This window comes from Bacillus sp. JH7, from assembly GCF_001563515.1.
Lineage (GTDB): Bacteria > Bacillota > Bacilli > Bacillales > Bacillaceae_G > Bacillus_A > Bacillus_A cereus.
This window is the reverse complement of the sequence record NZ_LPUS01000001.1, coordinates 1,479,984-1,505,906: the sequence shown is the minus strand read 5'-3', so window position 1 is coordinate 1,505,906 and position 25,923 is coordinate 1,479,984. Positions and strand designations below refer to the sequence as shown.

Genomic DNA, 25,923 nt, shown 5'->3' with positions numbered 1-25,923 from the left:
CTTCTCACGCTTCCACTTTTCATTATAAACTGTTTCTGCAAATGCGTGTACGAATATTCGCAATAAAAAACAAGCTAAAAGAATGAATCTTTTAGCTTGTTACCTTATCCTTCCCAAACTTGTGCTTTCACATTGTTATGAAATTGCTTAAAGTATGGATGTTTATAAAAAGCAGTTTCATATAAGTATTGCTGTGCGTTAGCGATTGGTGGCTGCGGATATTGCATTTGTAAAGGAACTACAGCTGGCGAAACTTGCATATACAGCGGGTTTATCATCATTTTTGTATATGCGTAATGATTATATGGCGAATAAGCGATGAAAAATGGTTGATGCATTGATAATCTCCCCTTTTACCTACAATGTTATAGTATATGCAATACCTTTCATTTCGGGGATTATTTCTGTTCTAACCAATCCTCTACATGTTTTATAAATACATCTAAACAATCAATAAACGGCGAGTGTCCGCAATCTTCTAATACCTTCAACTCTGCATTTGGCAAATGTTTCGCTAATTCCTCACCGACTACTTGGGGTACGACATAATCTCTATCACCTTGTATGACGAGTGTTGGCGCTTTAATACGATGAATTTGCTTACTTCCCTCTACAACCCCATTATGTTCATCTGAAATATTAAATGTAATGAGCGCATAATTCACATCTACGAAATTACGTTGCGTTAACATATCATCTAAATACTTTTCATAACGGTCCGGTTCAGGTTGATTATGTGTATATATTAATAGATTCCATACTGTACGGTAATATAGTTTGTTCATATTTTTTATCGCGTCTAATACTGGAGCAATTTGTACTGGATCTTGCGCAATTTCTTCTTTCGTCTTTACTAAACTTGATACAATTGGCTGCCCATTCGTATCTTTTTTAAAGATTGGGTAACCTTTCATTCCTACTGATTCTACTAAAATTAACTTTTCTACAAAATTTGGGTGATTCGCTGTAAATTGCATCGCAACGCCACCGCCCATTGACCAGCCCATTAATGAGAATTTCTCTAGCTTTAACTCGTCGATAAATAATTTTACATCTTCTGCAAAGTCTTGTAATGAATCTATCGATTGATTATACGTTGATTGTCCAAACCCTCTTAAATCAAGAGCGTAAATATGGTATTGATCTTGCAACTTTTCAATAACTAAATCCCAATGTTGTGACGATGTCATGTTCCCGTGAATGAGTACAAGAATATCTGTATTTCGCCTTCCAACTTCCTGATATGCAATCGTTTCTCCGTTCGATAGTGAAACAAACTCCATTGTTGCAGGCTTAATCATCACAAGTTCCCCCATTCTATTTAATAGAAAGAAAATTCTTTACTTAATTAAAGAATAGCACGTAGAATGTACGTTCGCAACATAAAACCTATAAGAATTTTTTACATAAATCAACATGTCTATTACTAGACAATTATTATAAAAAAGTATATAGTTAGCTAGGTAACTAATTTGAAAGGATCAAAATACATGGACGAAAAACAACATTTTTTTCACATCGTCAGCCAGACTTCTCGAAAGTTTACGAAGAAATTTAATGAACGTGTATCTCCAACAGGGTTATTTAGTGCGCAATGGGCTGTTATTTTCCGCATTAATCAAACTGGTTCTTGTACGCAAACAGAATTGTGCCAGTATTTAAATGTTGAATCACCAACGATGACTCGTACGTTAACACGTATGGAAACGATGGGATGGATTATTCGTACAGAAGGTAAAGATCGCCGTGAGAAGCTCATTTCTTTATCCGAAACAGCGATAAAGATGATTCCAATATGGCAAGAAGAAGTTGATACTTTCGAAGAAAAAACGCTAGAAGGTATTAACGAAGATGATTTACATCAAGCATTTCAAGTGTTACAACAAATTATTAAAAATTTAGATTAAATTGGAGGGATGACGATGCAAAGTGAGAAACTTTGGACGAAGGATTTCCTCGGAACTTGTTTTAGTAGTCTATTTCTCTTCTTAACATTTTACATGCTTATGACTACTCTACCTGTCTATGTAATAGACGGCCTAAAAGGAAAACCTGAGGAAATTGGTTTAGTTGCAACTGTGTTTCTTATTTCTTCTGTTTTATGTAGACCATTCACAGGAAAATGGCTCGATGATTTAGGAAGAAAGAAAATATTATTTATTTCACTTTCATTATTTTTAGCCGCTACTGTTATGTATTTCGGTGCGCAAAGTTTATTCTTATTACTTGCCCTTCGCTTCTTACACGGTATTGGGTTCGGGATGGCAACGACAGCTACTGGTACGATCGTAACTGATGTTGCGCCAGCTCATCGACGAGGCGAAGCACTTGCATATTTCGGCGTATTTATGAGTCTGCCGATGGTAATTGGTCCTTTTTTAGGTTTAACAATTATTTCTCATTTTTCGTTTACTGTGTTATTTATCGTTTGTTCCGTATTTTCATTACTTGCATTTTTATTAGGACTACTTGTAGATATTCCACACGAAGCACCTGTTAGCAAACAAAAACGTGAAAAAATGAAATGGAAAGACTTAATCGAACCATCTTCTATTCCAATTGCACTTACAGGATTTGTTTTAGCCTTTTCTTATAGTGGTATTTTATCCTTTATTCCTATTTATGCGAAAGAACTCGGTTTAAGTGAAATTGCAAGTTACTTCTTTATTTTATACGCACTTGTTGTTGTCATTTCTCGTCCATTTACAGGAAAGATTTTTGATCGCTTCGGTGAAAATGTACTCGTTTACCCTGCTATCATTATTTTCACAATCGGAATGTTCATATTAAGCCAAGCACAAACTTCATTTTGGTTCCTTGGCGCAGGTATGCTAATCGGTTTAGGTTACGGAACATTAATTCCGAGTTTCCAAACGATTGCGATTTCTGCCGCTCCAAACCATAGACGTGGTTCTGCGACAGCTACGTATTTCTCATTCTTTGATAGTGGTATTGGCTTTGGTTCTTTCATTTTAGGTATTGTCGCAGCGAAATCCAGTTATCATAATATGTATTTTATCGCAGCTATTATCGTTGCGTTCACTTTACTTTTATATTATGGATTACACGGACGAAAACAAAAATTCAAGAAACAACCTACAGACGGAAAAATTTCCGCTTAACGTTAATAAGGAAAGTAAACTTCCCCGTTTACTTTCCTTATTTTGTATTTCTTTCAAGACGAGCGTATACTTATAGTAGAAATAAAAAGGAGGGCCATATATGAAACTAAAAAAATCTCCCCTACTCTTACTTATACTAACATTCATATTTGTAATTACAGGGCTTGGGTTTACTTACTTCAAACAAAATAAAACGACCCCATCAAAACATAATGTGACAAAAGAAAACTGGTTAAATGACCCTTACTTACGTTGGTCATATACCCATATGAAAGAATTCACTTTAGTTAATAACGTAAAAAACAATCCTGACCAAATTGCTCACTTCCCTTCCGCATTGCAAAACTTAGACGATTTTGCTGTGGAGCGTAGATTCGGAAATACAACTCCTCTAAAAAAACTTTTAGACGATAACAAAACAGATGCTTTTGTCGTTGTACATAATGGACAACTTGTTTACGAACGATATTTCAATGGGTATAAACAGAATGAACCTCATGGTATGGCATCATTAGCAAAAGTCTTTACCGGGGCAATTATACAATCTCTCGCTGAAGAAAAACGTATTGACTTAGAAAAAACAGCTGACACTTACATAAAAGAATTAAAAAACACACCGTTCGGTAATGCCACACTTCAGCAATTAATGGACATGCAAGTGTCAGCAGAATACCCGACCCACGGATATGAGCAGCCTGGGCTAGAAAATCAAGATGCACAATTATATTTAGCTAGCAATATTTTACCCCGCGGCAAAAACTACGACGGTCCGATGAAAATTTATGATATGTTACGAGAAGCCGAAGAAACTGCACCGCCTGGTTCTTCCTTTTCTTACAATAACGGATCAACAGAAACGCTCGCTTGGATTATTAGAACTATTACTGGTAAATCACTAGCTGAAAATGTAAGCGAACGAATTTGGTCTCAAATTGGTATGGAAGAAAACGCGTATTACGTTACAGATGAAACAAAAGTAGAACAAGCTAGTGCTGGATTAAATGCAACTGCTAGAGATATGGCGAGATTTGGGCAATTACTATTAAACAACGGGGAATATAATGGAAAACAAATTCTCCCTTCTTCTATTACTGAAGATATAAAAAATGTCCAAGAAGGTGAACTTGCAATTGGCCCTGGAGCTTCCATTTCTTATCATAATCAATGGTGGATTCCGCACAATGAACAAGGTGCTTGTGAAGTGTTAGGTAGTTACGGACAAACACTTTACATCGATCCGAAAGCAAATATGGTAATCGCCCACTTCTCTTCTAACGCAACGCCAAGTAATGAAATACATTCGGTTTACTCAAATATGTATGTTGCTATTGCACATTATTTAGAAAAGCTTCCACAGTAGTGGAAGCTTTTTCTTGTTGGGATATTTACATATTAGAAGATACTGAAAGAATAACTGCTTAAAACACGCCTATCAAAATTTATATAAGCAGTTTACATGTTTAATTAAGTGTTTAACTAATACATCCACACCTTTTGGAGAATTCGTTAAAACACTTCCCTTACAAAGATTGTCTGTTCATATTGGTCGAAAATTTCTTCTATAGATGAAAATAAAGTTTCTTCCGGGATGATGAACTTTATTTTTTGACCATTTTTTAACATAAAGGAAATTGTTCCATTATCATTAAAACCTGTATGAAACGTTCCTCGTTTATTTAATACTACCTCTTCAATTGTATTTATTTCAATTGAAAAGTTATTCTTTAATTGCAAGAGTTCATGTACATCGCCAGTATGTATTTTTGTATCTATTTCAGTTTCTAAGTTTAATTGTTTTTTCTCAATTTTTTTGAACCAGAGCAAAAACAATAGCTCTGAAATACCAGGTAATTGTTTTTTATAAGCATGTCGACTATGAAACTGTCCGCCAATCTTTATAAAATATATACAGTCACCTGTAATAAAAACTTTATAATACATATCTGCCGTAAACATTTTAGGCTTTAAAAGATAAAAACTTTTGATCATAATTCCCCCATCAATTTTAAATGTATTTGTATAAACATTTTTAGCTAGATTTGTGCTAAAACATATTTCTCATGTAATGCAACACTATTGTATTGAATCTCCTCTCCCTTTGCAACAGTTGCTTTAAAGCCAGCTAGTAACCTTTCTCTATACTATCCCTATAAGTGCTACCCCATTTCCAACCGTTTTCTTCTAGTATATTAAAAGCAGAATCTGATACAAGGCTCTATATCAACCTATCAATAAATTACCACCCTATAAATATCTGAATTTTCTTTATATTAGAGGTTATCTCCCAAACAACCTCGAATAATTGTAATACATATACATAAGGAGGCTGATCTATTTTGTTTCGTTCCTTTACAAATGGTTGCGTCGCCTTAGTGCAACGCTTCTTGCCAGAACCGTTTATTTTATCATGTTTACTAACTGTTTTTGTTATCTTCTTTGGTATGTTTGCGACTCACCAAACCCCTGTAGAAATGATTAATCACTGGGGTAATGGAATTTGGGGACTCCTCGCCTTTTCTATGCAAATGGCACTTGTACTCGTGACTGGATCTGCTTTAGCAAATGCTCCTCTTATTAAAAAGGGATTAACGAAAGCTGCCAGACTACCAAAAACGAATGGACAAGGCATTATTGCCATTTCAATTGTAAGTTTACTTGGTGCATACATAAACTGGGGCTTTGGAATTGTTGTATCTGTTTTATACGCAAAAGAAGTGGCAAGGCAGCTGGACGGATTAGATTATAGACTAGCAATCGCCTCTTCTTACTCTGGATTTCTCATTTGGCATGCGGGTCTTTCTGCCTCTATCCCTCTTACGTTAGCAACAGGCGGTGAAACGTTAATTAAAACGACTGCTGGAAGTATTAAAGAGGCGATTCCAATAACAGAAACGTTATTCTCACCATACGCTCTCGTTCCAGTTATTATTTTTCTCATTACGATGCCTCTCATTAATAAGGCGATGCATCCAGATGAAAAACATACGATCACTGTAGATCCTAGCATGTTCCATGAAGAAGCCGCTGCTCAAGAAGTAGAAAAAAATACATTCGCTGAAAAGATGGAAAATAGCATTATTATTACACTTTGCGTTGGATTGTTAGGTCTCATTTATATTTTCAATTACTTTTATACGAAAGGTTTTAACCTTACTCTCGATATCGTGATTTTCATGTTATTAATTGCAGGTCTTATTTTCCACAGTACTCCGATTCAGTATATTCGCGCTTTTTCAGACTCTACGAAAAGTGCTTCTGGCATTTTACTTCAATTTCCGTTTTACGCAGGAATTATGGGCATGATGATTGGAGCAAATAGTGAAGGACTTTCACTTGGAGGAGCTATTTCTAATTTCTTTATTAGCATTTCAAATGAAACGACTTTTCCGCTCTTTACATTTTTAAGTGCTGGCATTGTTAACATTTTCGTTCCATCTGGCGGCGGTCAATGGGCTGTGCAAGCACCAATTATGATTCCAGCTGGCGCTGAACTTGGTGTACCTGCTGCAAAAACAGCAATGGCAATTGCATGGGGCGATGCTTGGACGAATTTAATTCAACCTTTCTGGGCATTACCAGCATTAGCGATAGCTGGTTTAGGTGCTCGTGACATTATGGGATTTTGTGTTGTGAACTTACTATATGCGGGTTTTATCATTAGTCTATGCTTCTTATTTATTTAAACGAAAAGCTAGTTTTATACTAGCTTTTTTACATAATAAATCACTTATTTCCCATGCAATTTATAATCTTCTCCCACTCTATCTCCGTAAGATGTAATGACTCAAATGCAAAAAAATCTTCGTAAATTTTTCCGATCAAGTGTGGATGTTCACTCAAAAAATTCCACTGTAACGCTTTAGGAAGAAAATATGTTTCATATTCTTTACTTCCCCGTACTACCTCATCAACTTCTCTTTCACAAATTCCTCTTATCAAGTAGTCATTTCTTAACTCTATTTGAATTTGCTGAAATGTTTTACTACATTTTTTCAATTGAAGTAAACACGTAACATACTTCCGAAAAAGTTCGCCGTCATACTGAATACAGTTTATAATACGGTCGACTTCATTCATAATGTACGAGCCTTTTCTTCTATTTGTAATAACCATTTTTCACGCTTTGATACTTTACTCGTTTTCACAGATTGAAACACTGAACGTTTTATATCGCGAATGCCACAAAAACGTAAAACACCTCTCTTCATCATAATCCAATCTGCTGATCGATATAATAGTGCGACGTACCATAGGGGCGAGTCTAACTTATTAATAACCCATGCTTTTTTCCCTTGCAATAATCCTTTCGGCAGAGCCCCTTCATATTTATAAGCAAATCCAGCTACGAAAATACGATCGATAAATCCTTTTAAAATTGCTGGCATCCCCCACCACCATATTGGATAGATGAATAAAAGTGTATCTACTTCTTCTACTAACGTTCTGTACCGAGCTGTTTCTTCTTCATTTACTAAATCACGTCTTTTCTTCTCTTCATTAAATACGAGGACTGGATCAAATTGTTCTTTGTATAAATCAAGCAGCGTAACTGAATGATTTGTTTCCGGTAGTCCTTTTTGCACATGATTGAAAATCGCCGCGTTAAAACTTGAAGGATTAGGATGAGCGTATACAATTAGTACGTTCACTACATAACAACTCCCTCTATACATTAAAGTTTCTCCTTCTTTAACATCTTCTCTACAATTTGCACGTTTTTCGAACTTTGCAATAATCGATTCAATAATATAAGTAATTCTTCTTTTTCTAAATCTTTCAGTTTCTCTTTAACTGCACTCTCACCAGCACCTTGAATATCATAAACAACTGCCGCCATATGCTTACAAAGATTCTCATATGGACATTCGCAGCTACTTTCTGAAAAATCTTCGAGATCGATAACTACTTCATAATTTCCTGCATTTCCAGTAACGAAAGCAAACACTTTTTTATCATGTATTTCAACATCTTCTACATGTCCATCTTCATAATATTCATATCCCTTATCTACAATGTACTTTGGGATCCATTTCGTTATATCTTTTAATAAGTAAGCGTACATAATTGTACCCCTTCCTTTAATTCCCTTTTGACTTCAAAAATCCTGTATGTTATTCTAATAACTGTCAAATAGCAAGTCTATATGACAAAACGACTGACACCTATTCGGCGAAGGTGTCTCTTTTCATTTGCAGCCGATATGAATTGCCTCTTTCAGGCACATTCAATTTTTGACACTACACACTCAACACCATTCCCTGTATCAGGCTGCTTTAGCAGTCTTTTACTCTACATACTCCGTTATTTTAAGAAAAAAAGAGAGCTTAGCTCCCTTTTCTCGCCTTATACAATACCCCTTTTTCAGCATAGAGATATTCATCAGCTAATGTAATTTTCCCATCCAGTTTTAGTTCGTCTAATAATCTTGATAAATAAAATTGATGCAACATCTTTTTCGTGAATTTTCCTTCATGATGCGAAACGATATGTTCTTGAATATCTAACAATGATATCGGCTTATCTTGCTCTATCATATATTCATAAACTGTACTACGCAGTTTTACGTATTTTTCGAGTGTCACAGTAATGCGCAACCCCTTTCTTCTTAATATAAATTTTCGTAATCGGTTTTTTTGCAATAAAAAAACCTCTCCGATAAGAAGAAGTTACGTATATATCTTCGTCTTATCTCCCAGAACAAATATGTTCTGCTGGAATTAGCACCTGCATCGCGGTTGCTGGGTTTCATCGGGCCAGTCCCTCCACCTCTCTGGATAAGAAAATATTCACTTAATTCTTACTATACGTAATTCCACTTTAATTGTCAAATAAATATAACAAATTATATTTTCTTCCTTACTGTTCATACTACCCATATACGAACACGCAAGGAGGATTATGAAATGCATCAAAATGCTCGCGGATATGTACAAGATTCTTTTCAATCATTACAAGAAGCTAAAAATTGTTTAGAAGAAGCGCTCGAAACAGTTGAAAAAGATTTTAATCGCGCTCGTATTGAACAATCACTTTATGCTGTTGAACAAGCTATTCAACGTTGCGAGTACACCGTTCACATTTTAGAAAAAGATTAAAAACTTCCCATCAATTGATGGGAAGTTTTTTCAAATGGCATACTTCATAATTATTGCCGTTATAATTAAAAAATATACAGAATTAGCAATTTCTAAAATTCCTACTTTTATAATAGAAATTTTTTTGCCATACAACACAATTGCTCGAATGACACTTGGTATAAAAATAAGAGAACACCAGGGATTAATCACAAATATGATTATTGTTAATACGATATGATATCCCCAAGATATAAGACGATACTTCGGGTTATTTTTTTCACGAATCATCGTTTTCACATAGAACGTACTACCTAAAAAGTATAAAAATGAAATAAGTGCAATGAATATAGCTGTATGATCGATTTGCTTCATTGAAAAGGAATAACTAATTAATCCACCGATACAAAACACAATAATCGCACAAATATCATTTAATAGTGCTCTTTCATTTTTTTGACGAGCGTAATACATATTCACTATAAATAATGGAATCATTACTATTACGAATAAAAGAATTCGCCACTCATATAATAAAGAAATCATCCCAAATAGGAACGCAATGCTGAAATAAACAATGGCAGCTTGTAAAAACTCTTTTTTTCGTCTTTGCTTTATGTATGTAAGAAATGGATACGTGGCTAAATAGATAAAAAAACACGCTAAAAACAATGGAATATGATAAATAGTAGGTTTCCCAAGTATGACACTTAATAAAAAAGGAATAACAAGCATAGCCCATGCACCATGTTGCTTCGGAATAACTAACTTCATTAACTATACACCTCCCTTTTGAAAAAAGTTCTCACCTACCATTATACAAATAATTTTATATAATAACGGATGTATATTAAATCGATTTTTTGACAAAAAAATGCTCCTTACAATATGTAAGAAGCATGAAAGAGGCAAACGAATATGTAAGTCGCGACCCTACCTTATATGAGTATGCTTTTCTATGTCACGTTATGCTCATCTAATATACCGTATTTCTTTTTAAATCTTGTAAGAATCGTAATCCATGAAGTACTAAATAGTAATAAGAAAATAACATTCGAAATCGCATGGCTCAAATCAAAGTAAAAACTTGCGATATAATACGAAATGACAATTTCCCACGTTGCTTCTCGTATAAAACCGAGAAGGCCCCAGAAATTCATAATCCAGCCAAATAAAAAGCCAACAATTACTCCGTAAAGAAGTCTTCCCCATAGCTTTTTCATAAAAAATGTATTACGAAGTAAACCTGCTATAAAACCAATCATACCCCACGAAAACATTTGCCACGGTGTCCATGGACCTTGTCCTAAAAAAATATTAGATACGATTGCTGCTGTAGCACCAATCATAAAACCAGTTTCACTTCCAAATACAATTGCAGAAACGATAATGACAAAAGAAGTTGGTTGTACACTTGGTAAAATAGAAAATGGCACCCGGCTTACTGCTGCAATTGCCGCTAATACAGCAACGAGAACAATTTCACGTGAAACAAACGCCTTTCTTTCAAAACGGATATAGAAAGGTAACATAATAACCGCTAATATAAACAAACTACTTAACATGTAATAACCGTCCATGACAAGTGTCGTAAAGAGTAATGTGCCGATTATTACTGCAAAGATACATATTATGAATGCAACATATCGTTTGGACAAGCTTCGTACACATCCTCCCACGTTAATGCATATGGCAATTCTTTTCGAATGAATCGGTTAATAGATGTTGTATAAAAGAAGTTGCCGCTAAAAAATTCTTTCGGTGCATCATTCATAATGACTGTTCCATCAAATAACATCATACATTGATCAACGTATTTCGCTGCAAATTCAATGTCATGCGTCGCCATTACAATTGTTGTTCCTTCTTTTTGTAGCTTCCTAAATAGCTCTCCTACTCTTTCTTTCTTCCATGGATCTAACCCCTTTGTCGGTTCATCCAGTAATAATAAAGTCGGCTTTGATAATAACGTCGTACATAACGCAAGTAATTGTTGCTCTCCTCCGCTACAATCGTGCGGATGGCGTTCTTTAAGCGAATACAACCAAAACTGTTTTAGCCTATCTTCTGCTATTTCTTTTCCTTGTTCTCCGTATAATTCACGTGCACGTTCATAAACCTCGTCCCATACTGTATCAAATGTAAAATGATAATACGGATGCTGCGATACATACCCAATACTTTTAAATCGTTCTTTCGAATCAATTTTATGTATCACTTTTCCGTTCCACTTTACTTTCCCTCTTCTCGCTTTTTGTAATCCTGCTAAAATCGTTAACAGTGTAGACTTACCTGTACCGTTCTTCCCAACGAGCGCTACCCATTTTCCTTTTTCAATCGAAACTGATAAATCACGTAAAATAAGCGGACTATTTTTTTCATATTGGAACGAAATATGCTCTGCGCTTAAAATTACCTCTTGCTTTTCACTTTGTGCTATTGGCTCATTTACATATGATATCGCTGCAAAATCATTCATTTTCATTTGCGCCTCTCGCACTGTAAACGGAATATCTCTCACATTCCACTCTAAAAATAGCCTTGGAATTTGCGGAATAAATGGACGGAATGTTTCTACTCCCCACATATCCGTAATAACAATTTTAGGACTACCATCATACATAATACGGCCATTATCCATACAAACAACGCGTGTTGCAAGCGGGATAACTTCATCTAAACGATGTTCACTTAAAATAATCGTAATTCCAAGTTCTTCATTAATCCGTTTTAATAATCCTAAAAACTCTTTTGCAGCGATTGGATCTAACTGCGCTGTCGGTTCATCTAATAATAGCAATTTCGGCTGCATAACTAATACCGCAGCTAAATTAACAAGTTGCTTTTGCCCACCAGATAACGTGTGAACAGATTGATGCAATAAATCTTGAAATCCTAAAAAGCTAATAAGCTCTGCTATTCTTTTTTGAATAATATGTGATGGTAATCCGATATTTTCTAAAGAAAATGCTAATTCTTGAATCACTGTATCCATAACGATCTGATTTTCTGGGTTTTGAAATACCATCCCAATTTCTTGGGCAGATAACAAATCAGCTACTTCCTCTATTAAAACACCCTCATAAAATATCTCTCCAGAACGCGTACCAATTGGAAGTAACTCCTTTTTAAAATGTTTTAATAAAGTCGTCTTCCCAGATCCCGATCCTCCAGCAAGTGCAATAAACTCACCTTTTTGAACAGAAAGAGAAATATGCTGTAACGCGTATTCGTTTTCATCAGCATATACAAATGATAAATTGTTTATTTCTGCATGCGCCACCATATCCATTCTCTCCCTTCCATTATGATTGGTAAACTAATAAACATCGTTAATACGACAAACATCATCCCATCGTATTGCTGAAATAGAATCGATTCGACTTTCGGATAAATAATCAATTTCCCCCCGCCATAATTACTACATATAATAGCAGCTATAAATAAAATGATTAAATAACTGAGCGTATACCAATCGCGCCTTTCCATTCTATAGCGAATATACGTCGTACGCTTCGTTACACCAAATCCACGAGCTTGCATAGAATCTGCCGTTTGCAGTGCATCTTCTAATGAACAAATTAATAATACTTGCAGCAATTGCATACCATTTTTGACGCGTTCAATTATCGAACCTGAATCTACCTGCACACCTTTCGTCTTTTGAACGAGTGTGATTTTCTTTAATCGCCTCATAAACAAAGGAACAAATCTCACTGTAATCATCGTTAACAATGCAACTTTCGGTGAAATTCTTGAAAACAAATATAAAAATTTATGACTGGAAATAATATCATTGTATGACGCAAACGTAAACATAACTGCAACTAGTAATAACCCCATTACTATTCCAAACATAATCGCCTCAAGCTTAATACGGCTATCACCTAACCAAAATAACGTAGTTCGACCTCTATGCGTTAATAACGAATTAAATAAAATTACCATAAAGAAGAAAACAATTGTGCTCGGTAGCATCTTTCTTATCTTTTCGCTATTTCCTTGCATCACATTTAACATAATAATTAATACTATTGCTCCAATTAAAAAAAGAGGATGAAGACACATCGTACATAGTATCATCACCCCGATATAATAGAAAAAATTCACAAAAGGATGTAAAGAAGAAAAACTTATTTTCATAGCCCTTTACCGAATGCCTTTCTTATTGTAATACGTATACCCACTCAATTGTATCTCCTGGTTTTACCGTAGCTACACCAGCACTATGGTTTGGAAAAGCACCGTTCACACGATATTTCCATCCACTAGTATCCGCAATATCTTTTTCATATAAATCATTAATACCTTTTACATAAATACTATCTCTAGATCCGCTTGCATCAACATCTAATCCTGTACGTTGTAATACTTTATACACAGTATCGCCATCTTGTACATCCATCTTTTTCGCACCCATTATATATCCGTTATTTCCTTTTACCGAGATTGTTACTTGTTTTGCTTGCGGTTTCGGTACTGGTACTGGATCTGGTTTTGGTGGTTCAGGTTTTGGTACTGCCGGAGTCGGTATCGTTTTCTCCTCTTTATTCGGATCAACTTTTTGCTCCTGCTTCGGTGTTTCTTTCGGCTGATTCACAACCTTTGCTTCTTCTTTTACTTCTGGTGCTTTCGGTTGTTGTTTCTCTTCTTGTACTTGTTGCTGCTCTGGTTGCTTATTTACAGCAGGTTGCTCTTTCGGTTGTTCCTGTTGTTTCTCTTCTTTCTTTACCTCTGATTGTGCCTGCGGCTTTTCCTCTTTCGGCTTCTCTTCTACTTTTTGTTCTTGTTTCTCTTTCTGCTCTTCTTGCTGCTTTTGCTCTGATTCAGCTTGCTTTTCTTCTGTTTTTTCTTCCGGCTTCGCTTCATCTTTTTGTTCTTCTTGTTTCGCTACCTCTTCTTGCTTCGGTTCTACCTTCTTCTCAGGCTTTACAGCTGCCTCTTCACATCCGGCAAGTAGCCCGAGCGAAAGCAGTAAAGAAATGAACCATTTCACCTTACTCATCCTATCTCTCACCTTTCATACGAAAATTAGGAGCAAATATTTGCTCCTAATTTTTTGTTAAGCTGCTTTACGTCTCCATAATACATATGCAGAAGCAATACATAATACACCCATACCTACTTCTGTTGCTGCACTATGAGAAGATGCTCCTGTTTTTGGTAGACTGTTACCGTTTCCGATTTTTTTATTCTTAACCGGTTCGTTATCTACAACTACTTTTAGATTTTCATCTTTTGTTTCTTGTTGTACTTGGTCTTGTTCTTTCGGTTCTTCAGTAACTTCTTTTTCTACTACATTATTTTCTGGTTCAACGACCTTTTCTGGCTCTTCAATCGGTTTTGGCTTAATTACATCACCAGCGTCTACATTAGACCAATCATAAATAGATTTTCCCATTTCCTTAAATTGAAGTAATGCTAAAAGAGCCTGTTCTGTAGCCATTCCGTTACCATTTTGATCACTTGGTAACCATTTAAATTCACCATTTGAAAGTTGATATGATAATAGGTTTTGCATTGCCTTATGAAGACGATTTTGATCTACATCTTTAACAAGCGATAATCCAATAATTGCTTGCGCAGTACTATTTGAATTTTCTTGTCCATCAGCTGAAAAACCGCCATTTTGCAGCTGTTCGTTATATAAATACGCAACAGCTTTTTGTATAGCTGGTTTCACATCTGATCGCTCTTGATAAGGAGCTAATGCTGATAAAACCATACCTGTTACATCAACGCTACTCGCACTATCTTTACTACCTGAACTATTATAAGTCCATCCACCGTCTGTATGCTGATTATTTAACAGTGCTTCCACTAGAGCAACTCTGTTCCATTTTGATTCAACTGGAATCTCATACTTCTTCGTATCAAATGCAAGTAAAGCAAATGCATAACCTGTAACAGAATTCACTTTATCTGACTCATACAATTTTTGAACTAAATTATGTCCACCTACATTTTTAGGGTCTGCACTCATTGCATTCATCATAATAATTGTTCTAGCTAAATCTGTCGCTGAAAAACGATTAATGCGCTTTTCTACTTTTTCAGTTACTGACTTAACATAATTTAATTTTGCCTCAATTGGCACATTCTTTCCAGAACGAGAAAGCGCTACAGCTACCCAATCACTTTCAATTCCATCTTGTAACATCTTGTCTGATGTTTTAGAAATGGCTTCATTTAATTGTGCACTTGGAACTTGAATGTTCTCTTGCTGTGGTTGTTCTGGTTTTTCCCCATTTGGCGTTTTACCGTCTTGGTCACCTTGGTTTTTCCCATCTGGTTTTTCACCGTCTTGGTCACCTTGGTTTTTCCCATCTGGTTTTTCACCGTCTTGATCACCTTGGTTTTTCCCATCTGGTTTTTCACCGTCTTGATTACCTTGGTTTTTCCCATCTGGCGTTTTACCGTCTTGGTCACCTTGATTTTTCCCATCTGGTGTTTTACCGTCTTGACCTTCTGGTTTTGGTTCTTCTGTTTTGCCACCGTTAGGTTCTTCTGTTTTACACGTCCCGAACTTATCTAACGTTTCTTTCAATGTTTCCTGGCTTATATTGCTCCAGTCTGAAACAAAGCGAAAGACAACAACATCTCCAGATTTTAATTTATAACTATCTGCTCCGACTTCTGCAGACTTATCATTTACATCATACAGCCAAGCACTTGTAGCCCCGGCCATTAAACCATCGATGCCTTTTACATATGTTCCAAACGACATCGTTTCAGATTCTACCTTGTCCCCCATGACCTTTTGCAGCAAACTTAAAGCTGTTTCCCCATCTTTAATTTGCTCTTCTTTCGGACATAACATAATGCCTTTTTGTGATTCCCCAATAATTGCAAGTTTTGCTGTATTTTCTTCAGCAAACGTAATATGTACTGTATTCGCAAAAGAAACAAATACAAGTGTCACTGCCATTAACGACGTAAGCAGCCACTTTTTCAACATTGCCATCCCAAAATTTCCTCCCTTACTACCATTTACACAAAAAAAGGCCCTTCAAGGGCGTGCGATTGACACTCTCTTTTTGTAAGTGTCGAACAAAAATGTACAACACCTCCTACCCGCATTATTCGCGGCTATATTTGTATAGGAAAAATAATTTTGTTTATGAACGTATCATTGTGATAACATTCACTTTTCTTGGCACAACTTACTCCCATTTAAGTTATCGTAAAAAGATAAACCTATACATTCTGTAAATTTTAAATTTCTGTATTATTTTACTATTGACAAAGAATTTTGTCCATGCTTTATCGGATTTATTTTCTAAGAATAATAACTTATTAACTCTTAACTATGTAAACTCTTTTCACTAATAATGACGCCATCTTCATCCGCATAAACATATTCATTTGGATTCCAATCCACTTGTCCAAAATGCAATGAAATATTTCGTTCTCCTTTTCCTTCTTTCACACTTCTATTTGGCATTGTCCCTAACGCTAAAATACCAATATTAATATTCTTTAGTTCACTAGAATCACGAACATACCCATTCACAATAATTCCTGCTAGCTTTCTTTCTTCCGCAATAGCTGCCAAATTATCACCAAGTAACGCACAATTCCTAGACGCTCCGCCATCAACAACTAATACTGTTCCTTCTGGTAATGTTTGCAATCCTTCCTTCACTAGTACATTATCATCTTTCACTTTTACAGTTGCAATTTTCCCGTGGAATTGTTCTTTCTTCCCAAAAGACCGAAAAGACTGGCGACATATTTGTAATTCCTTTTCAAACTCATCACATAGATCTGTAGTTTTCCACATCTTGTTCCCTCTTTTCCTTTTTCTTTCTACATAACATATTCTTGGCTTATTATCGTTTCCCTGTCTAATATTGCAATAATTTGTATGTACGGGAAAAGGATACAAAAACTATTGCCTTAAGAAGCTACCTTTATTATAATCTATTTCACAGATTGAATTCAGAATATTAAAATTAATAAAGTGAAGAAGGAGGAATTTTATGCAAATACAAACTGAGGCAAAAAAACAACCTAGTAAACAAAAGTTTAAAATGCCTGATGCGTACGTACTACTATTTTTTATTGCCTTACTTTGCGCCATTGCTACGTATTTCGTTCCTGCTGGAGAATTTAAAAGAGTTACAAACGGGACCGTTACAACGACAATACCGGGAAGCTATCATTCTGTTCCGCAATCACCTGTAGGATTTGTTTCTTTTTTTACCGCTATTGAAAAAGGAATGACACTTGCTGCTCCGATCATCTTTTTAATTTTATTTACAGGCGGTGCCATTGCCATTCTTGAAAAAACAGGTGCTCTTAACGGTTTAATCTATCATGTTATTAACAAATTTCGTAATCAGCAATTACTTTTCATTTGTATCGTTGCCGCACTTTTTTCTATTCTCGGAACGACTGGCATTATCGTTAATTCAGTTATCGGTTTTATCCCCATCGGTATCATCGTTGCACGCACATTAAAATGGGACGCTATCGTCGGTGTAGCAATTATTTATTTAGGCACTTATACTGGTTTTAACGCTACTATTTTATCCCCCTCACCTTTAGGCATTTCACAAAAGATCGCAGAACTTCCGATGTTTTCGGGAATTGGTTTACGCACAGCTATCTATATATCTTTTTTACTTGCCACTATCCTTTATATTAATTGGTATGTAAAGCGCTTGAAAAAATCGAATAAAGGAAGCATTCTTGGCGATAACTGGTTTCCAAGTAACGCTCTTTCAAGCGAAAAGGAAGCAGAGAAAAAAGAAGTTCCTTGGACGATACGTCATAAATTAATTTTACTCGTTTCAGCTTTATCATTAATTGCATTTTTAATAGGCGCTTTTCGTCTACATTGGACGGACGCAGAAATGACCGCTACTTTTATTTTCATAGCAATTACAGCCGGAATAATAGGTGGCATGAAAGCAAACGATATCGCTTCTACTTTTCTAGCGGGCTGCCAAAATCTCATATATGGTGCTTTAATCGTCGGAATGGCTCGCTGTATTTCAGTCATTTTAGAACAAGGAAAATTACTTGATACAATCGTTAACCAGCTCGCACAGTCTCTTGAAGGACAAAGCCCTGTATTTGGCGTTATCGGTATGTACGTAAGTAGTGCTGCATTACATTTCCTTATTTCATCCGGGACAGGAGAATCGGTTATTTTTATTCCGATATTAGCTCCATTAGCTGATTTCATGCACATTACACGCCAAGTTACAGTACAGGCTGTTATGCTCGGCGAGGGTGTAGTAAACTGCCTTAATCCAACTTCCGGTGTTTTAATGGGCGTTCTCGCAGCAAGCGGGATTTCTTATGGAAAATGGATTCGTTTCATGGCTCCACTTGCACTCATTTGGTTTATCATAGGACTTGTTTTTCTTATTGTTGGGGTGAATATTGAGTGGGGACCTTACTAAATACTTAACTTGATAAATAAGTACTATCGTTCCATATAAATATCTATTCTATTTCCCTCACTAGTCCTATAAAAATCATTTATTCTAGTAAAAATATAAGAAGGGATTGATCATAATGATCAATCCCTTTTATCAAAATATAATACCTTTAAAGATCTTAGTTCCAGATTTTATTTACCCATTCAGGATGATCAATAAAAGGATTGCGGTTATGTTGATATTTTGTAAAAATCACTTCATTACGCTTTCGCTCTAAATCATCGACCGGGTCTTGTTCATTCCATTTTAATAAGACAGATAGTTTCCCCATGTATGGATCTTTATTGTTATTTACTTTTTCATTCAGTTCTAAATCTATTTCGCCGTTGTCTCCCTCGTAACGAACAGCCATATAAAACAGCATTCTAGCAATATCTCCTTTTACACTATCACGAGGTTCCCAAGAATCACTATCATATTTACACTCTGTCGCTTCAGAATGATTCACACCACCATTATCAAAATCTAGATTTCCACGTGAACTATTTACAGATACATCCGTCGCTCTTAAATGATGTAGATCTGTTCCAGGTCCTGCAGTCGTTCCAAAGTCACCGTGAGATTTTGCCCAAACATGCTCTCGGTTCCAGTTATTTACTCCTGATCCATTCGTAAGTTTCCCTTGCGAACGACCAGTATATAAGAGTATCACATTATTTTTATTATTTGGGTCCTCATCAGTATCTCTTAGCGCTTCCCAAACCGCACTGTATGATAGCTTTGTATGATTATCAATAATATTATGCAGTTCCTTCTTTAATTCTAAACCCGTTTTTCCTATTGCGTTATTATAATATGTATCGTCATAATTTTTCACAATAATCTCTTGTGCTGATGCAGAAGCTACTTCACCGTGTATAGTATCTGTGAATGATAGAGATGCAGAACCTAAAATAAAAAATGAAGACAGTGTAATCATAGCAAGCTTTGTATTTCGAAACTTCATATACCCATTTCCCCTTTAAAATATAATTTGAAGCTATTCACTAAAAAATGCTTTCTAACTCCCGAAACCTTTTAGAAACCCCTACCCCTTTTCTGTTTATTTAATACAAGACTCTATCCAGTCTGTATCACTTCTAAACTTTTTATTTATTCACATTCCAAACAATTTCACTTTTAACAAGAAATATCCTTCTCCTATAAAGATTATTAAAATATTCTTTACAATTTAAAAGTAGTTTAATATTAACTTATAAATTTAAATTTATTTATGCAATAATGCATATTTGATAAATACTTTAAAAAACAGTTTGAATAAAATGCATTCAAAGAAAACCGTGCCACAAAACAGATACAATCTAAGACAGAAATAATAAAAATCAAGATGATAGCTCGACTTTTCCCTTTTCCATAACTGTCTTTATTTTTGTGTAAAACCTTTCTTTCCCTGAATAATACGCACAAAAATAGATTGGATACCATGTAGGCACCAATCTATTTTAATTAAAGAAACTGTGTCAATTCTGCGTTCACAACACGTTGTGCAGTAATAATAACATTTTCAGCTGTTAGTCCATAAACACTATATAGTCCACCAGGTTGATTAGGAACAATTTGAACTTCATATTCAAATGCTTGTCCAAAAGTAGGATGAACTAAACTTAGAGTTGCAAAAGTAGAAGCATTAGAATTCACATTGAAGTTTACCTGTTCAATTAATACTAATGAACCGTCAAGTCTAAAAACTCTAGCTACTCCAGTAAGTGGGCCCGCAGTACGGTTAAGGATTTTCACCCTAACTCTATTTGCATTAGCAGGTTGATTTCCTACGTTTTCAATTGGTCCTGTAGTAAGAGCCATATAACATCACCTCCATTATATTATTATTATATTCAACGATAAACATTAATGTTATAGTCTAATTACCCAATTTACTTAAAATAAAAAGAAGCTCCAAATTCTATTATATTTAGGTCATAGATATTAAACTTAATAAAATCAAAGGCAGGAGCATATTTGATATGTTCCTGCCTTTTTATTGTGGGATACCGATAAATAGCCCTCTAGCTAAGATTTTAAAGTGCTACAAAATCAAAAATTTTATCTCACCACAGTTTTCTACGAGAATCCAGTGAACAGCTTATTTACATAATTTTTGTTCTCGGAAGTTGATTTTGTAGCGCCCTTTCTCGTAATTCACTATGTTTTCCAAAGAAAATAGTGAAAAACAGGGCGATGAATACATTTACAAAATGACAAAACTGTAAGAATACACGAATGTTTGTAAGAAAGTTCGATGTTTTCTTTTTCCTTTTTTTATTATAGTGAAAAAGAAGAACAAAATATTCTCTTATGTAGGAAAGGAAGATAATAATGATTGATCTATTAAATAAATGGATGTTAGAAAGTACAGCCAATTTTAATATCGTTGTAGGACTTACAGCACTTCTATTTTTGGGTTCAGTAATTGCACTTATTATTATTTACAAAAAAATTGGTAAACCGGTTGAAAGAACAAATACTATTTATTTAAAAATTACTTCTCGTATGTTTACTACTCAAATTCTAATGAATGCTATATTTATTTCTTTAGTTGGTAAAGATATTGAGAATTTCCGTCAAATCTTTATATTATTTGAAGCTTTTGTATTCTTTATTGGAGCTATTTATTCGTTTAAATTATATAGACAGGAGTACAAATGATTCACTTATAAGAAACAATAAAAAACAGTAGTGATTTTACATTACTGTTTTTTATTGTTCATTTTTAATTGTAAACTTTTCATTTTTAGTTAACTGTATATTCTATACATATGAGGTTAACATAACCCATCATTAGCGTTAGCGAGGAAAAAGGACAACCCTGCTCTCACAAGTGAACCCTTTTTTAGTTCTATGAATCTATACATATTATATACATTCCTATCCTAACGTGGTTTTAGTGCTCTTGTTTGTTACTGGATTAGCCAAAAAACTGTATAAAATCTTGCATACTATTAGCGTGTTTTTTCAAAAATACTGGCATCCCCCAATTTGTGCTTTCTTATGGATATTTCTTGACTCCTCATTAAAACACTCTCCTGTTCTTTGTCTATCTTTAAGAATAAACCCTGCTTGTTTATTTCAAGTTCTTGCATCGAGGATTTACCTTCTCCCAAAGCCAAACAAACAATTCAGATTACATGCCTATATCAAACTAAACATTCAATCTTTATCCAGTTTGTAAATAAAATAGGATAATCAGCCCCATAACGGACTAACTATCCTATAAATTATTATCTAAATTCAATAAAGTGAAACTTTAATCAACCCTCACCAATCGGGCTTTTACGGGCAGTTGATCCCCACCTAATTTCTTTGCTTCCGCTGAAATTTGAGATGAGGGTCTTACTGCCCGGCAAATAGCGGGATAAAACTAGAACTTCTTTTCCTATGTATCATTACTTCGTTACCTCACCAAACTGCGCTCTCGTCACCTTCGCCAAGTCCTCTACTTTAAGCTCAATTTGTATACCAATTTTCCCGCCACTCACTATCATCGTTTCAAGTGATTGGGCACTTTCATCAATACATGTAGAAAATAGCTTTTTCATTCCAACTGGTGAACAACCGCCGCGAATGTATCCTGACACTTTCGTAATATCTTTAACAGGAATCATTTCAATTTTCTTTTCACTTACTGCTTTTGCGGCAGCTTTTAAATTTAGTTCCTCATCTACCGGAATAATAAACACATGATAATTTTTACTATTCCCTTGAGCGATTAACGTTTTATATACTTCTCTCACTTCTCGTCCAATTTTCTCGGCTACTGATACGCCATCAATTTTCCCATCGTCTGGATCATATGACATCATCGAATATTCAATTTTTTCTTTATCTAATATTCGCATCGCATTTGTTTTATCTTTTTTCATAACGTTCTCCTTAAAAGGTTATTTCATATTATTAAGTTTTATTATACACCCTTTTCCATTTCTCCTACATAACTTCACGTATATTTCAAAACTAAAAATATTGATAATTCAAAAATCATCTGATATAATTTGGAAAAACTTATGTTAAGGAGAGATTTGTAATGCGAAATTTTAATACTTCTTTCCAACTTCATCATCATACGTAACGCCGTGTATCCGAAGAAAAATTTTTCTTCGTGGGTACAGGGCTTTTCCTGTTGACCCACGAAGCGTTCATAAAGCTATGTGGGTATTTTTATACTCACATAGCTTTTTTTAATTTAAAAAGGAGTGATTACAATGGAAATGAGAAATGTAAAAGGAACGAAAGACTATTTACCAGAGGAACAAGTGCTGCGAAATAAAATTAAAAGAGCTTGTGAAGATACGTTTGAACGATACGGATGCAAACCTTTAGAAACGCCGACGTTAAATATGTATGAGCTTATGTCTTACAAGTACGGCGGTGGTGATGAAATATTAAAAGAAATATATACACTTCAAGATCAAGGAAAACGTGAGCTCGCCTTACGATACGATTTAACTATTCCATTCGCAAAAGTTGTGGCAATGAATCCGAACCTCCGCCTCCCTTTTAAACGTTATGAAATTGGGAAAGTATTTCGAAATGGGCCAATTAAACAAGGAAGATTTCGTGAATTTATACAATGCGACGTTGATATTGTCGGTGTAGAATCAGTCATGGCTGAAGCGGAACTCATGAGCATGGCGTTTGAGCTGTTCCGAACATTAAACTTAGAGATAACGATTCAATATAATAACCGAAAATTGTTAAATGGTATTCTTCAGGCCATTAACATCCCTACTGAATTAACAAATGACGTCATTTTATCATTAGACAAAATCGAAAAGATTGGGATTGATGGTGTACGAAAAGATGTATTAGAGCGCGGAATTTCTGAAGAAATGGCTGATACAATATGTAATACTGTATTATCTTGTCTAAAGCTTACAATAGCTGACTTTAAAGAAGCTTTCAATAACCAACTCGTTGCCGATGGAGTAAACGAATTGCAACAATTACAGCAATATTTAATCGCTCTCGGAATAAATGAAAATACGATATTCAATCCGTTTTTAGCAAGAGGACTGACAATGTACACAGGTACTGTATATGAAATCTTCCTAAAAGATGGCTCAATTACATCTAGCATAGGTAGCGGCGGCCGTTACGATAACATTATCGGAGCATTCCGTGGTGATAGTATGAACTATCCAACAGTCGGTATCTCATTCGGTTTAGACGTTATTTATGCAGCACTATCGCAGAAAGAAACAATCTCATCTACAGCGGATCTATTTATCATCCCGCTCGGGACAGAATTACAATGCTTACAAATTGCCCAGCAATTACGTTCCACCACTTCCTTAAAAGTCGAACTTGAACTAGCAGGACGCAAATTAAAACGCGCCCTTAATTATGCCAATAAAGAAAATATCCCTTATGTGCTTATTATTGGGGAAGACGAACTTAGTACAAACACTGTTGTGTTGCGGAATATGAAGGAAGGTAGTGAGGTAAAGGTTCCGATTTCTTCTTTAAGTAGTCATTTATAATACGAACCACCCTCGTTTGGGTGGTTTTTCTATTTTATAGATTATAATTAGTTTACATAAAATAATTATAATCTACTCAAAGCTACAAATATATAATATCAAATTATTCATTATTTTTGGCAATATATAGATATGAATTGTTTTAGGAGGATTAACTTTGAAAACCTACATCCAAGCACTAAAGTGGACTACAGGGATCTATCATCTTTTATTACTTCCCTGTTATTATTTATTTCTAAGTCACGTTAACCTATATGGGATACCTTTACTTCTATTGATTGTGTTGCATATCACTACTATTTTATTAGCTAAAAAAGTAGACATGAATACGTACCCTCATTATATCGGCATTATCGTTACTCTAGTTGCCTTCTTTCCTTATATAGTAATCGTTCTACATATTATAGCAGCCATTTTCCTTATATTAGATGCTGCTTCTACGAATGCAAAAGAAGTTTATGATTCATAGATGGATAAAATGAAACTTTAATCCATTGAGTTTTGAAATAGGTCAGCAAAAAGGATTTACTTTTTAAGTAAACCTTTTTTCATTTTTAATTACTTTCCTTACTCCAGAATAATAAAAGAATATTCTGTTTAATTTTTATAAATTTCTAAATATTTATAAAACATTCAAATTAACATACATTTTAGTTATGTAAAAAATCTAAGTTTTAAGGAGATGAATCCATGCTTAAAAAGTTGATAGCAGGTGCATTATTAACTGTTTCGTCGTTAACTGGAGGAGTGGGATTAGTATCAGCTAGTACCGAAAAGGATTATTCGATTTCCTCTTTCGAATATGTAACTGTAGATGAAAAGACTGTTGATTCGTTTAACAAATTGAGTGCTCCATCAAAGAAAGACGTAAAAATAACATTAGTTCTACCGAAACAAAATCAAAATGGAGACTGGTTATCTTATGGATTTTCGAGCAAAGAAAGTTTAGAGTCTTTTATTGAAAAAGATAAACAAAGGTTGAATAATTCAATCACTCCCCTTGGTGTTGGTGGAAGCGGACCTGGTAGTACAGACTTCTATAAACACACAAATCAAGGTAGCGAGTATTTTTCTCTAAGTAGCGGTTATAAAAACTTGTCTGCTAGTTGGCAAAATCAAATTGTTTCTGTACGTACAGCATCCCCCACTGCTAGCTATTCAACAACGCTATGGGAACGTACTTCAACGGACGGATATGGAAAAGGTGTTGTTTTTAAACACGCTGATTGGTATGGCCAAATTGCAAACTTAAATAACTTTCCAACTTCAGCAGTTGAAGTTAAAAAGTAAAAATATAGAAATAAAAGGTGTTTTCACGTATGGAAACACCTTTTATTTCTACAACTATTTCACATATCTCGTCTATACTAATTTCAACTCTTAATTATTATTTTTCGTATCCCTACTCTCCAAAACTTTCTCCATATTATGAGTTGCCCATTCCATCATTAATAGAATCACTGGACGTAGTGATTCACCAAGATCGGTTAACGAATATTCTACTTTAGGTGGCACTTCACGGTATACTTCACGATGTATGATGCCATCTGCTTCAAGTTCTCTAAGCTGAAGTGTTAACATTCTTTGTGTGATATTAGGTTTTAATCTTTTTAATTCATTAAATCTCTTTTTTCCATCTAATAAATGATACAAAATAACACCTTTCCATTTTCCACCAATCACCTCTACCATCGCTTCAACTGGACAAGAATATTTATTTAAAAATGGGTAATTTATATTTTTTTCATTTGAACAATCCATAATAAATCCCTTCCCTTAACAATAGTATCTTTTTTGA

At 34.8% G+C, this 25,923-nt stretch carries 29 protein-coding genes and 1 riboswitch; of the genes, 10 read left to right on the top strand and 19 right to left on the bottom strand.

The features are described 5' to 3' along the window. Window positions 1–104: 104 nt before the first annotated feature. Entirely contained in the window at window positions 105–338 is a 234-nt protein-coding gene (locus AU379_RS07760; protein WP_000554161.1) for a hypothetical protein, read from the bottom strand. A 60-nt stretch (window positions 339–398) separates the two neighbouring features. Next, the gene (locus AU379_RS07755) at window positions 399–1,301 is read right to left on the bottom strand and encodes an alpha/beta hydrolase (RefSeq protein WP_061139087.1); all 903 of its coding nucleotides are present in this window, start codon (window positions 1,299–1,301) and stop codon (window positions 399–401) included. 189 nt (window positions 1,302–1,490) lie between these two features. Here AU379_RS07755 and AU379_RS07750 point away from each other — a divergent pair, with 189 nt between their 5' ends. The 3 genes from AU379_RS07750 (at window position 1,491) to AU379_RS07740 (ending at window position 4,482) form a co-directional block, all read left to right on the top strand. Continuing rightward, a complete protein-coding gene (locus AU379_RS07750) occupies window positions 1,491–1,907 on the top strand; it encodes a MarR family transcriptional regulator (protein WP_000343675.1) in 417 nt (138 codons plus the stop codon). 15 nt (window positions 1,908–1,922) lie between these two features. Then, complete coding sequence (locus AU379_RS07745; RefSeq protein WP_001190318.1) at window positions 1,923–3,122, top strand: MFS transporter; 1,200 nt, start codon at window positions 1,923–1,925, stop codon at window positions 3,120–3,122. A 100-nt stretch (window positions 3,123–3,222) separates the two neighbouring features. Continuing rightward, window positions 3,223–4,482: a serine hydrolase gene (locus AU379_RS07740; RefSeq protein ID WP_044584690.1), complete on the top strand. Its 1,260-nt coding sequence runs from the start codon at window positions 3,223–3,225 to the stop codon at window positions 4,480–4,482. Between the two features lie 146 nt (window positions 4,483–4,628). On the opposite strand, the gene AU379_RS07735 is transcribed toward AU379_RS07740, so the two are convergent. After that, window positions 4,629–5,111: a hypothetical protein gene (locus AU379_RS07735; RefSeq protein ID WP_000597312.1), complete on the bottom strand. Its 483-nt coding sequence runs from the start codon at window positions 5,109–5,111 to the stop codon at window positions 4,629–4,631. A gap of 347 nt (window positions 5,112–5,458) precedes the next feature. Between AU379_RS07735 and AU379_RS07730 the strand changes: the two genes are divergently transcribed. Next, window positions 5,459–6,805: a short-chain fatty acid transporter gene (locus tag AU379_RS07730; protein ID WP_061139086.1), complete on the top strand. Its 1,347-nt coding sequence runs from the start codon at window positions 5,459–5,461 to the stop codon at window positions 6,803–6,805. Between the two features lie 40 nt (window positions 6,806–6,845). On the opposite strand, the gene AU379_RS07725 is transcribed toward AU379_RS07730, so the two are convergent. The 4 genes from AU379_RS07725 to AU379_RS07710 form a co-directional block, all read right to left on the bottom strand. Beyond that, window positions 6,846–7,199, bottom strand: coding sequence for a group-specific protein (locus AU379_RS07725; protein ID WP_061139085.1), 354 nt, complete (start codon window positions 7,197–7,199; stop codon window positions 6,846–6,848). Next, entirely contained in the window at window positions 7,196–7,771 is a 576-nt protein-coding gene (locus AU379_RS07720) for an NAD(P)H-dependent oxidoreductase (protein WP_033667414.1), read from the bottom strand. Before AU379_RS07720 ends, AU379_RS07725 begins: the two co-directional genes overlap by 4 nt. Before the next feature lie 23 nt (window positions 7,772–7,794). After that, window positions 7,795–8,184 carry an SWIM zinc finger family protein gene (locus tag AU379_RS07715; RefSeq protein ID WP_000271521.1) on the bottom strand — a complete coding sequence of 130 codons (390 nt, stop codon included), beginning with the start codon at window positions 8,182–8,184 and terminating at the stop codon, window positions 7,795–7,797. 262 nt (window positions 8,185–8,446) lie between these two features. Continuing rightward, window positions 8,447–8,704, bottom strand: coding sequence for a hypothetical protein (locus AU379_RS07710; RefSeq protein WP_000171476.1), 258 nt, complete (start codon window positions 8,702–8,704; stop codon window positions 8,447–8,449). 100 nt (window positions 8,705–8,804) lie between these two features. Then, window positions 8,805–8,903: riboswitch (SAM riboswitch) on the bottom strand. Window positions 8,904–9,025: 122 nt separating this feature from the next. On the opposite strand from AU379_RS07710, the gene AU379_RS07705 reads away from it, so the two are divergent. Then, a complete protein-coding gene (locus tag AU379_RS07705) occupies window positions 9,026–9,217 on the top strand; it encodes a hypothetical protein (RefSeq protein ID WP_000554032.1) in 192 nt (63 codons plus the stop codon). A 30-nt stretch (window positions 9,218–9,247) separates the two neighbouring features. On the opposite strand, the gene AU379_RS07700 is transcribed toward AU379_RS07705, so the two are convergent. The 7 genes from AU379_RS07700 to rraA form a co-directional block, all read right to left on the bottom strand. Then, complete coding sequence (locus tag AU379_RS07700) at window positions 9,248–9,970, bottom strand: YwiC-like family protein (protein WP_061139084.1); 723 nt, start codon at window positions 9,968–9,970, stop codon at window positions 9,248–9,250. Window positions 9,971–10,152: 182 nt separating this feature from the next. Then, window positions 10,153–10,854, bottom strand: a complete 702-nt coding sequence (locus AU379_RS07695) for an ECF transporter S component (RefSeq protein WP_061139083.1) — start codon at window positions 10,852–10,854, stop codon at window positions 10,153–10,155. Beyond that, window positions 10,827–12,488 (bottom strand): energy-coupling factor ABC transporter ATP-binding protein, encoded by a 1,662-nt coding sequence (locus AU379_RS07690; protein WP_061139082.1) that lies wholly within the window; start codon window positions 12,486–12,488, stop codon window positions 10,827–10,829. The genes AU379_RS07695 and AU379_RS07690 overlap by 28 nt, the downstream gene beginning before the upstream one ends. Continuing rightward, window positions 12,461–13,339, bottom strand: coding sequence for an energy-coupling factor transporter transmembrane component T (locus tag AU379_RS07685; protein ID WP_044584695.1), 879 nt, complete (start codon window positions 13,337–13,339; stop codon window positions 12,461–12,463). The genes AU379_RS07690 and AU379_RS07685 overlap by 28 nt, the downstream gene beginning before the upstream one ends. Window positions 13,340–13,361: 22 nt before the next feature. After that, window positions 13,362–14,201, bottom strand: a complete 840-nt coding sequence (locus AU379_RS07680) for a DUF4430 domain-containing protein (protein ID WP_000048895.1) — start codon at window positions 14,199–14,201, stop codon at window positions 13,362–13,364. Between the two features lie 57 nt (window positions 14,202–14,258). Further along, on the bottom strand, window positions 14,259–16,160 hold the full coding sequence (locus AU379_RS07675) for a DUF4430 domain-containing protein (RefSeq protein WP_061139081.1): 1,902 nt from the start codon (window positions 16,158–16,160) through the stop codon (window positions 14,259–14,261). Window positions 16,161–16,499: 339 nt separating this feature from the next. After that, the gene (gene rraA / locus AU379_RS07670) at window positions 16,500–16,979 is read right to left on the bottom strand and encodes a ribonuclease E activity regulator RraA (protein ID WP_000266033.1); all 480 of its coding nucleotides are present in this window, start codon (window positions 16,977–16,979) and stop codon (window positions 16,500–16,502) included. 199 nt (window positions 16,980–17,178) lie between these two features. Here rraA and AU379_RS07665 point away from each other — a divergent pair, with 199 nt between their 5' ends. Beyond that, a complete protein-coding gene (locus AU379_RS07665; RefSeq protein WP_061139080.1) occupies window positions 17,179–18,609 on the top strand; it encodes an SLC13 family permease in 1,431 nt (476 codons plus the stop codon). 157 nt (window positions 18,610–18,766) lie between these two features. Here the strand turns inward: AU379_RS07665 and AU379_RS07660 are convergent, their stop codons facing one another. Together AU379_RS07660 and AU379_RS07655 are read right to left on the bottom strand one after the other, a co-directional pair. Continuing rightward, window positions 18,767–19,594, bottom strand: coding sequence for an endonuclease (locus AU379_RS07660; RefSeq protein ID WP_000672200.1), 828 nt, complete (start codon window positions 19,592–19,594; stop codon window positions 18,767–18,769). A 500-nt stretch (window positions 19,595–20,094) separates the two neighbouring features. Next, a complete protein-coding gene (locus AU379_RS07655) occupies window positions 20,095–20,451 on the bottom strand; it encodes a hypothetical protein (protein WP_001229425.1) in 357 nt (118 codons plus the stop codon). Between the two features lie 513 nt (window positions 20,452–20,964). Between AU379_RS07655 and AU379_RS07650 the strand changes: the two genes are divergently transcribed. Next, a complete protein-coding gene (locus AU379_RS07650; RefSeq protein WP_000566272.1) occupies window positions 20,965–21,294 on the top strand; it encodes a hypothetical protein in 330 nt (109 codons plus the stop codon). A gap of 293 nt (window positions 21,295–21,587) precedes the next feature. Here AU379_RS07650 and AU379_RS30500 read toward each other — a convergent pair whose 3' ends face one another. Further along, window positions 21,588–21,728 carry a hypothetical protein gene (locus tag AU379_RS30500; protein ID WP_001156924.1) on the bottom strand — a complete coding sequence of 47 codons (141 nt, stop codon included), beginning with the start codon at window positions 21,726–21,728 and terminating at the stop codon, window positions 21,588–21,590. 303 nt (window positions 21,729–22,031) lie between these two features. Beyond that, window positions 22,032–22,508, bottom strand: a complete 477-nt coding sequence (ybaK, locus tag AU379_RS07645) for a Cys-tRNA(Pro) deacylase (protein WP_000710861.1) — start codon at window positions 22,506–22,508, stop codon at window positions 22,032–22,034. 339 nt (window positions 22,509–22,847) lie between these two features. Between ybaK and AU379_RS07640 the strand changes: the two genes are divergently transcribed. From AU379_RS07640 to AU379_RS07630, 3 genes are all read left to right on the top strand, one after another. Continuing rightward, window positions 22,848–24,125: a histidine--tRNA ligase gene (locus AU379_RS07640; RefSeq protein ID WP_061139079.1), complete on the top strand. Its 1,278-nt coding sequence runs from the start codon at window positions 22,848–22,850 to the stop codon at window positions 24,123–24,125. Window positions 24,126–24,282: 157 nt separating this feature from the next. Next, window positions 24,283–24,594, top strand: coding sequence for a hypothetical protein (locus tag AU379_RS07635; protein ID WP_061139078.1), 312 nt, complete (start codon window positions 24,283–24,285; stop codon window positions 24,592–24,594). 221 nt (window positions 24,595–24,815) lie between these two features. Continuing rightward, entirely contained in the window at window positions 24,816–25,415 is a 600-nt protein-coding gene (locus AU379_RS07630) for a hypothetical protein (protein ID WP_000914244.1), read from the top strand. A 90-nt stretch (window positions 25,416–25,505) separates the two neighbouring features. Here AU379_RS07630 and AU379_RS07625 read toward each other — a convergent pair whose 3' ends face one another. Further along, a complete protein-coding gene (locus tag AU379_RS07625; RefSeq protein WP_000340642.1) occupies window positions 25,506–25,886 on the bottom strand; it encodes a winged helix-turn-helix transcriptional regulator in 381 nt (126 codons plus the stop codon). Window positions 25,887–25,923: the final 37 nt, after the last annotated feature.